This is a genomic window from Acidimicrobiia bacterium, from assembly GCA_018057765.1.
Classification (GTDB): domain Bacteria; phylum Actinomycetota; class Acidimicrobiia; order IMCC26256; family JAGPDB01; genus JAGPDB01.
Window position 1 is genome coordinate 64,836 of the sequence record JAGPDB010000005.1, and the last position, 10,042, is coordinate 74,877.

14 protein-coding genes are annotated in these 10,042 nt (G+C 35.5%); 6 read left to right on the forward strand and 8 right to left on the reverse strand.

The genetic code is table 11. The annotated features are described in order from the left end of the window. Nucleotides 1-113: 113 nt before the first annotated feature. Nucleotides 114-629, forward strand: coding sequence for a DUF4395 domain-containing protein (locus KBF89_03140; GenBank protein MBP9115318.1), 516 nt, complete (start codon nucleotides 114-116; stop codon nucleotides 627-629). Nucleotides 630-720: 91 nt separating this feature from the next. Here KBF89_03140 and KBF89_03145 read toward each other — a convergent pair whose 3' ends face one another. Beyond that, entirely contained in the window at nucleotides 721-1,743 is a 1,023-nt protein-coding gene (locus KBF89_03145) for a hypothetical protein (protein MBP9115319.1), read from the reverse strand. Between the two features lie 223 nt (nucleotides 1,744-1,966). On the opposite strand from KBF89_03145, the gene KBF89_03150 reads away from it, so the two are divergent. The 5 genes from KBF89_03150 (at nucleotide 1,967) to KBF89_03170 (ending at nucleotide 6,354) form a co-directional block, all read left to right on the forward strand. Next, nucleotides 1,967-3,157, forward strand: coding sequence for an ATP-binding protein (locus KBF89_03150; protein MBP9115320.1), 1,191 nt, complete (start codon nucleotides 1,967-1,969; stop codon nucleotides 3,155-3,157). Nucleotides 3,158-3,307: 150 nt separating this feature from the next. After that, nucleotides 3,308-4,816 carry a YifB family Mg chelatase-like AAA ATPase gene (locus KBF89_03155; GenBank protein ID MBP9115321.1) on the forward strand — a complete coding sequence of 503 codons (1,509 nt, stop codon included), beginning with the start codon at nucleotides 3,308-3,310 and terminating at the stop codon, nucleotides 4,814-4,816. Further along, complete coding sequence (locus tag KBF89_03160) at nucleotides 4,816-5,709, forward strand: DNA-protecting protein DprA (protein MBP9115322.1); 894 nt, start codon at nucleotides 4,816-4,818, stop codon at nucleotides 5,707-5,709. Before KBF89_03155 ends, KBF89_03160 begins: the two co-directional genes overlap by 1 nt. A gap of 57 nt (nucleotides 5,710-5,766) precedes the next feature. After that, nucleotides 5,767-5,964: a hypothetical protein gene (locus KBF89_03165; protein MBP9115323.1), complete on the forward strand. Its 198-nt coding sequence runs from the start codon at nucleotides 5,767-5,769 to the stop codon at nucleotides 5,962-5,964. 159 nt (nucleotides 5,965-6,123) lie between these two features. Continuing rightward, entirely contained in the window at nucleotides 6,124-6,354 is a 231-nt protein-coding gene (locus KBF89_03170) for a hypothetical protein (protein ID MBP9115324.1), read from the forward strand. Between the two features lie 17 nt (nucleotides 6,355-6,371). Here the strand turns inward: KBF89_03170 and KBF89_03175 are convergent, their stop codons facing one another. The 7 genes from KBF89_03175 to rpsP all read right to left on the reverse strand — a co-directional run bounded on the left by KBF89_03175 (nucleotide 6,372) and on the right by rpsP (nucleotide 9,850). Next, nucleotides 6,372-6,788 (reverse strand): YraN family protein, encoded by a 417-nt coding sequence (locus tag KBF89_03175; protein ID MBP9115325.1) that lies wholly within the window; start codon nucleotides 6,786-6,788, stop codon nucleotides 6,372-6,374. Nucleotides 6,789-6,904: 116 nt separating this feature from the next. Continuing rightward, nucleotides 6,905-7,243, reverse strand: a complete 339-nt coding sequence (locus KBF89_03180) for a DUF2469 family protein (protein MBP9115326.1) — start codon at nucleotides 7,241-7,243, stop codon at nucleotides 6,905-6,907. Between the two features lie 13 nt (nucleotides 7,244-7,256). Beyond that, nucleotides 7,257-7,601: a 50S ribosomal protein L19 gene (gene rplS / locus KBF89_03185; GenBank protein ID MBP9115327.1), complete on the reverse strand. Its 345-nt coding sequence runs from the start codon at nucleotides 7,599-7,601 to the stop codon at nucleotides 7,257-7,259. A gap of 123 nt (nucleotides 7,602-7,724) precedes the next feature. Continuing rightward, entirely contained in the window at nucleotides 7,725-8,423 is a 699-nt protein-coding gene (gene trmD, locus KBF89_03190; protein MBP9115328.1) for a tRNA (guanosine(37)-N1)-methyltransferase TrmD, read from the reverse strand. Nucleotides 8,424-8,439: 16 nt separating this feature from the next. Beyond that, nucleotides 8,440-8,934, reverse strand: a complete 495-nt coding sequence (gene rimM / locus KBF89_03195) for a 16S rRNA processing protein RimM (GenBank protein MBP9115329.1) — start codon at nucleotides 8,932-8,934, stop codon at nucleotides 8,440-8,442. A gap of 66 nt (nucleotides 8,935-9,000) precedes the next feature. Then, nucleotides 9,001-9,402 carry a KH domain-containing protein gene (locus KBF89_03200; protein MBP9115330.1) on the reverse strand — a complete coding sequence of 134 codons (402 nt, stop codon included), beginning with the start codon at nucleotides 9,400-9,402 and terminating at the stop codon, nucleotides 9,001-9,003. 25 nt (nucleotides 9,403-9,427) lie between these two features. Then, entirely contained in the window at nucleotides 9,428-9,850 is a 423-nt protein-coding gene (rpsP, locus tag KBF89_03205) for a 30S ribosomal protein S16 (protein MBP9115331.1), read from the reverse strand. Nucleotides 9,851-10,042 lie beyond the last annotated feature (192 nt).

Sequence of the window (10,042 nt, forward strand, 5' to 3'; positions counted from 1 at the left end):
ATTAATTATAGCTTGTAATCGAGATTAGGTATACTAAATTATTTTTGTTTATTTATTGCCACACAATGACTGCGACTTAGCCAATTACACCTAAATGACGTTAAACTTATATAATGTCAAATAAGTCATTAGCCAGAACATTATTCTCGTTTCCTAATCCTGTAAATGAGCATTCTGCACGTATGGTAGCTGTCGGAGCTGTTTGTTTAGGTTTGACATATATTATTACTGGAAATATTTGGATTCTTGCTCTATTAACTTATGGTTTTTGGGCTAGAGCATTAACTGGTCCTACACTTAGCCCTCTAGGTCAAGTTGTGACTCGTGTACTTTCTCCTCTATTGGCCAAAAAGTTTAAACCAAAATTTTGTTCTGGACCTCCTAAACGATTTGCCCAAAGTATAGGTGCATTTTTTACAACATCTGCTCTATTCACATATGTGCTTGGTGATTCAGTCTTAGTATCGAAATATTTTATTTCAGTGTTGTTATTCGCGGCATCATGTGAAGCTTTTTTTGGATTTTGTTTTGGTTGTGCAATATTTGGTTACCTAATGAAATGGGGTATCATCCCTGAAGAAGTTTGTGAAAAGTGTCAAAACTATAAAGTATCAGATTTGTCTATTTAATTTAAAAAAGTAGGACGAAATTATGTCCGTCCTACTTTAATTAACTCGACTATAAGTTTATGCTCTGTCTATAGATAACAAAGCACAAACATTATCTTCCTGGTGTAGGAATAGGTATTGTTAATGCTGGTAATTGACCACCTGCATCAGTTGTTACCATTGTACAGTTATCATTTTTTGCACATGCTAGTTTTGCTTGTTGATCCATGTAGGCTAAATATTCTGGTGTCAAAGCTTCAGCAACAGCATCCTTAGCTGCTCTTTCACCTTTTGCTCTTTCTATTTGTGCATTTGCCTCATTCTTTGCTGTGATTACTCCATTTGCAGAACTCTTTTGTTTATCATATGAAGCGTTGACACTTTTAGAAGTTGGAACAACAGATTTCACAACAACTTCTATTGGTCCACATTCTTTACCATCAAAAGTTGGTCCACAGAAATAATCTTTACCAAGTACAGAAGATAATGACCTTTCAAGTTCAGTGCCAATTGCATCTTCAATTTCTTTCAGTACTTTTGGATCTTTTTTGATATCATCTGTCGAGTAGCCCTTTATTGATTTCGCAACAGCATTATTTAATGGTTGGCGGAGATAATCACCCATCATATCTTTCCATCCGTCATCACCCCATGCGTGATATTTCAAACCAACTTTTTCGTGAAAATCTCGAACTAAAGCTGTATTAAGTTTGAAGGATAATGTAAGTTCTGCTTGCTCTTCAACACCATCATGATCAGAAGTTTTTATAACATCGAATGTTTCTTTATCGCCCTCATCTTTTGATGCTGAGACAATATAGTTTCTAATTGTGACTGGATATTCATACCATCCATCTTTAATTCCATTAACTACTAAACCTGAACCCGGTTGTACTGTTTTTTGATATTGATTTCCTTCAAATGGACCTCCACCGTACGATAGGGCAATTTTATCTGCTGGAGTTTTTTCTGTTGCCATGAATGCTGTTAGCGGAACAATGACTGCTCCTGCTAGTGCAAAACCTGCTGCTACTCTCTTACCCAAACTTGGGGTGTGCCTAGTAGTATCTCTTGGACGATTTTGATCTCTATCTCCAAATAAATCTCTAGTTCTGTCACTGTATCCTTGTACCATTTTATTTTATACCTTTCGTTTTATCGGTTGTTCCGATAATTAAAAGATACGATTTTGTGATTGAAAAATATATGGGTCCTAGCATTAACAAAAGGAATAATTTGCTTTAGATTGTTTTAAAATGCACACTTTCACTAATAACGGATAGTATTTTTGAGGTAAATCACTTATTTCACACAATTATTATGATGCTTGATGCACCAAATGTGGTAATATGTACGTTATGTTAAATCTTCAAGATCGCGGATATTCCCATAAAGCAATACAAAAAATAGATAAAAACAAAGTTCTATTTATAGTTGGTCCTAGAAGATCCGGAAAGACACACCTTATCAATGAAATGACTGATGAGAATATCCTTGTTCCTGGCCCCAGTTTTAAAAGATTTAATTGCGATATACATAACGTCAGATGCTCTCTTGAAAATAAATCCGCGAAAGAGGTACAAGAATTAATATCAAAATATCGTTTGGTGATTTTTGAAGAAGCTCAGAACATGTCAAATCTAGATTCCATTATTGAAGGCATAACTTTATTAAAAGATGATGACGAAAAAGATTCAAATACTCACAGAATTATTATTACCCTGTCTTCTCTATCTCAACGTAAACCAAGATATTTAAATAGAATTAATCTTAAATATGTAATTTTTCATGTGATGCCACTTAGTATTCTTGAAATTATTGGAAATAGTGAGAAGCCAAATGATATTAATTTGGATCGAGCTATGAGATTCGGTTTTTATCCTGAAGTTTGGAATTCAAATGATGAAGATGCAAAAGATGTGCTAGAAGAACTAGTCCATGAACATTTATATAGAAGTATTCTTGATAACCAACAGATAAATAAAACAAAATCATTACATGAATTACTCAGACAATTAGCATTAAATATTGGAGAAGAAATTTCTATTTCAAAACTGGCTAAATATTGTGATCTTGACAATAAAACTGTTGAACGCTATTTAAATTTACTTATTGAATCATTTGTTATTTTCAGGCTTGGACCATTAAATCGTCGTAGTAAAAATGAAGTAAAAGTTCGTGATAAGTATTATTTTTGGGATATTGGTGTTCGTAATTGTCTGATAGATAATTACGGTTTAGTTGCTAATCGTGTTGACCGTCAAGCACTTTGGGAAAATTTATGCTTAGCAGAACGCAAAAAAGCGGCGCTTTTTAGAGAACAGAGTTTTCCTTCATTTTTCTGGAGGACACATGATGATCAGCATATTGATCTTATTGAAGAGGAAGATACTTGGCTTATCCCATATAATTTTAGATGGAATGATTTTCAAGATATAGATACCTTAGATACAAAAATGCAAACACCGTCAGCATTTAAAAAACTATATGGTATCGAGACACTTACTCAAGTGTCGCAAACTAACTTAAAAGACTTTCTAAACGAATAGCCCTCTCTTTAGCGCTATGTCTGTTGTGTGTTAATACTAATTCGTATCAACGTAATCACAGACATGAAAACTATTTTTTGTGATTGTCACACACGTATATTATGATCTAGTTATAACTTCCCTTATATTAATAAATTGTTATGAGGGATTATGTTTGCATCAATATTATCGTCAACAACGAATGGCGTGTTAGGTCAGCCAATTAGGGTAGAAGTACACACATCTAATGGTTTCCCAGGCTATACCGTGGTTGGTATGCCAGACGTGGCTATGAAAGAATCAAAGGAGCGTGTTCGTGCTGCACTAATATCATCGAATCTTAAATGGCCAGAAACGCGCATAACTATAAATTTAGCTCCAGCTACAATACGTAAAACCGGAACAAGTTGTGAACTTGCAATATTAGTAGGCTTACTGGTTTGTTCAAATATTCTTGACGCTAAAAGATTCGAAAATGTCGGCGTTATAGGAGAAGTTGGCTTAGATGGAACAATACGCGAAACACCCGGCACAATTGCAAGAGTTTTAGCACTTAGGGATTATGGTGTTGAAGAAGTATTTGTCCCAACGCCAAATGCATATGAAGCCTCCTTAGTAACTGGTATAAAAGTTTTTCCTATAGATTCAGTAATTGGTCTAATAGATTGTTTGTCCCTAGGGCAAGCATGGCCAAGTATCGAAAAACCAAGTATTAGTAAAAGTTCAACTAAGGAAAATCAAAAAAATATTCTCGATGATGACTATTCACAAATCATTGGTCAACCACAGGGTTGTCATGCAATGATGCTTTTAGCAGCTGGAGGACACCATACATTATTAATGGGTTCTCCAGGTGTTGGAAAAACTATGTTGGCTGAGCGGTTGCCAAATATTCTTCCACCTCTCTTTGAAGATGAAAGCCACGAAATAACCGCTATAAAATCAATACTTGATGGCTCAGTAAAGGAAATAGTTTCCACAAGGTCATTTCGACGTCCACACCATAGCGCAACTTTAGCTGCAATGGTTGGTGGTGGATCAAATACCGTCGTTGCGGGAGAAGCTACTAGAGCGCACAGAGGGATATTGTTTTTGGACGAACTTGGGGAGTTTAAAACAAATGTTTTAGATGCATTACGCCAACCTTTAGAACAAGGTACTGTCAATATAATACGTGCTAATTTCCAAGCATGTTTACCTGCACAATTTACGCTGCTCGCATGCTCTAATCCATGTCCGTGCGCAAAAGAGAAAGAAAAATGTATTTGTTCAGAAGCAACAAGAGCTAGATATTTAAAACGGCTTTCAGGCCCGTTACTTGACCGATTCGACATCCGTTTAGAATTGTCAAAATCTTCATATTTAAAAAAACCAACACATAACAATGCCCAGATGCGCGAAAAGATAAGTAATGGTTTTGAAAGACAAATTTATAGAAATGAGAAAATAGGCATTACTTATAATGCTCATTTAACTTCACCAATGCTTAAAGTCCTTTGTCCCTTAAAAGCTAATGTACAAAAGCTGTTTAATGAAATGATAACTACTAGAGAACTATCAGCAAGAGGCGCAAGTGCTATATGGAGATTGTCTAGAACAATTGCAGATATAGATGATGAGGAAAATATTGAAGAAATACATGTTAATAGTGCCTTTAATTTCAGAGAAGAGATTTTATAATGAACGAACAAAACAACTACGAGATACATTCAATATCTGCGGAAAGTATTGGCCACAAATTTATGTCATGCGTAAATAATATTGATGATATTTTCATAAAAGGAAATGGAAAGAATCTGATTACAGAAAAATACCATCCTTTACGTATAGGAATTGTTGGGACTCGAAATGCTACTCCAGCAGGAATTGCCGACACTAGAAAAATTGCACAAGTGATAAGTCGTGCTGGTGGAATAATAGTTAGTGGAATGGCTTTGGGTATCGATGGAGCAGCCCATCAAGGGGCATTAGATGTTTCAGGCAAAACAATTGCAGTACTCGGTAGCGGCGTAGATGTGATATATCCTTTAAAACATAAGCGAATGTATGATCAAATATTAGAAAGCGGGCTAATTGCGTCCCAATTCAATCCTGGAACTCAAGCTTTACCATGGCATTTTCCTGTAAGAAATAGTTTAATTGTAGGTCTTTGCGACATTCTGGTAGTTACTGAAGGAACTCTTAAAGGAGGAGCAAGAATTAGTGTAGACATTGCTTTAGAGGCGGGCAGAACTGTATTAGCCTTACCAGGTCCAAGAAGATCTTATGCAAGTGAACTATGTAATGCAGTAATAAAAGATGGCGCAGGCGTCATCACGGATCCTAGCGATATTTTAAGAGAAATGGGAATAGATTCTGAACTTTTAGGCTGGGAAGAAGAATCAAATAGATTGAGCAATTCAATTAGTACTATTCATAGAAAGATATTGAATATTCTTGTACATCAAAAAGCAAATAGCTACGACTTATCGGTTTTAACCAATTTAAGTGCAGCGACAATAGCTTCATCTTTAGCTTTCTTGGAAAGAAATCAATTAATTGAATATCAAAGAGGTAGCTATATAGCAAAATAGGCCTAAATGCTAATGGGAATCCCCAATAAGCTTAACTATTAGTAATAGAATTGTTTCATGACGGAAATCTTACACAATATGGATATGACCCGGTGTCCTTATGATATGTCACTAATAAATGTTAGAGATTTAGATGACAGCACCTACGAAATATCATGCAGTCATTGTGGTGCCAAATGGGAAGCAAATAATGCATTAGTAAAAAGAGTTTCAGAACCCAACTGGGAACTAACTGGATCGTTTCAAAACGTATAGAGCATTGTGGCTAATTAGCTTAAACCTATTAAACTCATATCATGGGATATAATCCGTATAGAAAATTTGTTAAACATAAAGGCGACCTTACAATAGTTATTCTCGCGTTACTCATAGCGGCTGCTTTAGTTGCATGGGCATCATGGCCACAATAGCCATATGAAGAAATCAAAGTTTAATACATTAATGCCTCCTTACATGCCAGATGATTGTGAAGTTCGACATGTCCAACCATACGAAGCTAATAAAAACTATATATGCCCTTATTGTAATAACAATATTGAAATAGGATTAGGTCACGAAGTAGTTGTACCTTGTGATTCAGTAGAAGACAGAAGGCACTTTCATAGTGGATGTTGGAAAAGATATTTAAATAATTATAAAAAATAAAATAGTAAATAAATTCTTTAGATATTTTTAAATAATCTAACTGAAATAGGTTTGGTTGAAAGATCTATTGAAACAACATCGAGTCGCCAAGAAAACTTTGCTTCAAAGCCCATATAGTCCTGTATCCAAACTTGTGCACAACGTCGCATACGTTGTTTTTTATGATATGAAATAGCCTCGTAGCCGCTGCCAAAGAGATCGCTACTTCTAGTTTTCACTTCTGCAAAAACAAAGATATCTTTAATATCGGTCGTATGGCGAACAATAATATCTATTTCACCAATTTTAGATATATAAACGTTACGAGCAATTATCTCACAACCTTTGCTTAAATAAAACTTACAAGCTATCTCTTCACCTAGATTACCAATTATTTTATTATTAGATTTAGGTTTTTGTTCAATATTATTTTTTTGAATTTCTGAAAAAGTCATACTACTCCACCTCATATAAACAAGGGAAGTTGCTTCAAATCTAAACTAAAAATGAAATGATTGCAATAAAAATAGAATTTTATTTTAAATCATAAAAAAAGTTAAATTGTTATACTTTATTTTTTATCTTCAATGTCATCTTCGGTATCAACAAAGTCTGGAACCATATCTTTACCAGCAATTTCTTCAATATTTACATCTCGGAAAGTTACAACGCGAACTTTGGCTAAGAATCTTGCTGATCGGTATAAATCCCAAACCCATGCATCGGTGAGATTTATTTCGAAATATGTACGACCTTCTTCATTTTTGACTACTGATTCAACCTTATTTGCGAGATAAAACCTTCGCTCAGTTTCAACAACATAATTAAACATTGGAAGCACATCACGGTATTCTTTATATAACGCTAGCTCTAATTCAGTTTCATAGTTTTCAAGATCTTCTGCACTCATAGAAGGTTAATCGTCAAACTTTACGCTTCTCTTTAATCTTTGCTGACTTACCAACTCTATCTCTCAAATAGTACAGTTTTGCACGTCGCACATCGCCGTATTGTACTATTTCGATCTTAGATATAATAGGCGAATGTACGGGAAAGGTACGTTCTACGCCAATGGTATAAGATACTTTTCTTACGGTAAAGGTTTCACGGATTCCTCCACCTTGACGACGGGTAACGATACCCTCAAATATCTGGACACGCTCGCGTGCACCCTCGACAACACGTACATGAACTTTAACTGTATCACCAGGTGAAAATTCCGGAACCTCTTTTAATGATTCACGATCTAGAAAATCTGTTGCTTGCATTTTAATAACCTCAATTTATGTCAATACCAATTGGTATGCCCGACATTACGCGCCGAAGAATAATCCTAGTTCATATGGTGATATTCATCCAAGTTCAGTGGTTTAATATGTAAATTCTTTAAATTAATCAGAGTTCCCAAGTAAATCGGGACGATTTTTTGCTGTGCGTAATTTCGATTGCTCTAATCTCCATTTTGCTATTTCTTTATGATTACCAGATAGCAATACATCAGGCACTTTGTAGCCTTCAAAATCAGCAGGACGAGTATATTGAGGAAATTCAACTAGATCATTCGTACTCAAATCAGAAATATCAAAGCTCTCCTGGATATGAGATTCATCATTTCCCATCACTCCAGGGATCAACCTAGTAACAGCTTCTATAACAACCAAAGCAGCTACTTCCCCGCCTGCCAAAATAAAATCTCCAATTGAAATTTCTCCATCAGCTAACTCGTCACCAACTCTCTGGTCGATGCCTTCGTATCTACCGGAGATAAGTGAGAAACCTTCGCCAAGACTTAGTTCCCGCGCAAATTTTTGATCAAATTTTCTGCCAGAAGCACTCAATACATATAAAGGTCTTTGTGGTTTGACATCTTTTATAGCATCAAAAATTGGTTTCGCACTTAATACCATTCCTGCGCCGCCACCATATGGTTGATCGTCAACACTATGATGCACATCATATGTGTAATCGCGAAAATTATATGCCTTTATACTCACAAGATCTTGTTCTTGAGCTTTTCCCAATAACGCAAGTGACGATGGGCCAGTTATATATTCTGGAAACAAAGTAAAAACATCTATTTGAAAAGTCATAATAAGCTACTTCAAACTAATCTAGTTCGAACAATCCCTCCGGTGGGTCAATATAAACATATTTATCATCAAAACTCTCAATAAAACGAAAGGGAATCAGATTGCCGTTATCATTTTCTAGAAGATCGCTAGCTGCATTTGGAATCACATCTTTTACAATACCATGTTCAATATTAGATGAATCTTTAATTATTTTACCTAAAACATCGTGTGCAAAATATTCACCTTCATCTAATACATCAGCAGTTAGAGGTTCGCCAAAAAATTCAATATTAACAAATTTTTTTACTTGTTCAATATTATCAAAGCCTTTAAACTTAACAACATATTGATCTTTTAGAGGACGGATTTTATCAATCGTAAATTCATTGCCGTTTTTATCTACAAAAATCGATCCAACAAGATAACGTTGTTCAACATTGGAAATTGGCCACAAGACTATTTCACCTTTTAAACCAATGGTTCGACCACATTTTGCTATTCTTAAATAACTATCATCGAGTGCTCTCATAAAGATCTTTCGACTAAGTTCGCTTGATCAGGATGACAAAAGCATCTTCACTTAGTGTAAAAATAATTAGTAATTGTCGTTGTTAGAACGTTCGTTACGTTGCGGACGATTAGGATCTACAACTTCAACACCGACTTGTGTATCTTCTGCACTTCCAACTGCACGGGCAAGTTTGCGCATCGCTTGAATTACTCTACCTTTTTTACCAATAACTCTACCGATTTCATCTTCATCAACATGGACGTGAAGTTCAACAGATTCGTCACCATTTTCTACTACTTCAATTTCAGCTTTGTCTTTATGTTCAACAAGCGACATAACAACATGTTCAATTAAAGCAGCAGCTCGGTCGCCTGCAAGAGCATCATCAACGTTATCTAATTTTGGCAAATCGCGCTTAACGGTCTTTTCTTTAACTTCTTCTTTGACGTCTTCTACTTTTTCTTCAACTTGTGTGTCATCAGACATTTTAAATATTCTTTCTTTTTAGAATTTATTCGCCAGATTCAGTTGTTTCAACTGCTTTTGGATCCACTTCTTTGCTTGATGCTTTTTTCTCTACTGGCTTTGCTGAGGCTTTTGCAGGAGCTTTTTTAGCAGGAGCTTTTTTAGCAGAAGATTTAGAAACGCGAATGTTTTTAACTTTTTTTGGAGCAAGAGTTGCTGTATGCTTTTCCCAAATACCTGTAACTTTTAAAAGTTTTTCGACAGTCTCTGTAGGTTGAGCACCTTTGCTCAACCATTCAAGAGCACGGTCTTCTTTAAAGTTAACCATTGAAGGATCTTCAAGTGGTTGGTATTGACCTAATATTTCTATGAATCGACCGTCTCGTGGTGAACGCTCATCTGCGACTACAACACGATACATTGGCACTTTTTTTCTACCCACTCGGGCTAGACGTATTTTTACTGACACTGATTTCCTCTCAGGAGTCTTACTTGGAAGAAGTAAATTTTACTCTAAAAGAACTCAGAAAAGCTAACTGTTCATAATATTTGTGGATTACTTAGCCTCATGAGGCAAACGACTAAAGTTAAAATTTAGCTGAAGGAGGGAGAAAAGAACCCATGTCAGAGCCTTTGAGGATATCCTCAAAAGCATCAGGGG

What these genes read in the sequence shown, in the direction of transcription:
- KBF89_03140 (MBP9115318.1), top strand. Translation starts at nt 114, where the DNA reads ATGTCAAATAAGTCATTAGCCAGAACATTATTCTCGTTTCCTAATCCT.
- KBF89_03145 (MBP9115319.1), bottom strand. Translation starts at nt 1,743, where the DNA reads ATGGTACAAGGATACAGTGACAGAACTAGAGATTTATTTGGAGATAGA.
- KBF89_03150 (MBP9115320.1), top strand. Translation starts at nt 1,967, where the DNA reads ATGTTAAATCTTCAAGATCGCGGATATTCCCATAAAGCAATACAAAAA.
- KBF89_03155 (MBP9115321.1), top strand. Translation starts at nt 3,308, where the DNA reads ATGTTTGCATCAATATTATCGTCAACAACGAATGGCGTGTTAGGTCAG.
- KBF89_03160 (MBP9115322.1), top strand. Translation starts at nt 4,816, where the DNA reads ATGAACGAACAAAACAACTACGAGATACATTCAATATCTGCGGAAAGT.
- KBF89_03165 (MBP9115323.1), top strand. Translation starts at nt 5,767, where the DNA reads ATGACGGAAATCTTACACAATATGGATATGACCCGGTGTCCTTATGAT.
- KBF89_03170 (MBP9115324.1), top strand. Translation starts at nt 6,124, where the DNA reads ATGAAGAAATCAAAGTTTAATACATTAATGCCTCCTTACATGCCAGAT.
- KBF89_03175 (MBP9115325.1), bottom strand. Translation starts at nt 6,788, where the DNA reads ATGACTTTTTCAGAAATTCAAAAAAATAATATTGAACAAAAACCTAAA.
- KBF89_03180 (MBP9115326.1), bottom strand. Translation starts at nt 7,243, where the DNA reads ATGAGTGCAGAAGATCTTGAAAACTATGAAACTGAATTAGAGCTAGCG.
- rplS (MBP9115327.1), bottom strand. Translation starts at nt 7,601, where the DNA reads ATGCAAGCAACAGATTTTCTAGATCGTGAATCATTAAAAGAGGTTCCG.
- trmD (MBP9115328.1), bottom strand. Translation starts at nt 8,423, where the DNA reads ATGACTTTTCAAATAGATGTTTTTACTTTGTTTCCAGAATATATAACT.
- rimM (MBP9115329.1), bottom strand. Translation starts at nt 8,934, where the DNA reads ATGAGAGCACTCGATGATAGTTATTTAAGAATAGCAAAATGTGGTCGA.
- KBF89_03200 (MBP9115330.1), bottom strand. Translation starts at nt 9,402, where the DNA reads ATGTCTGATGACACACAAGTTGAAGAAAAAGTAGAAGACGTCAAAGAA.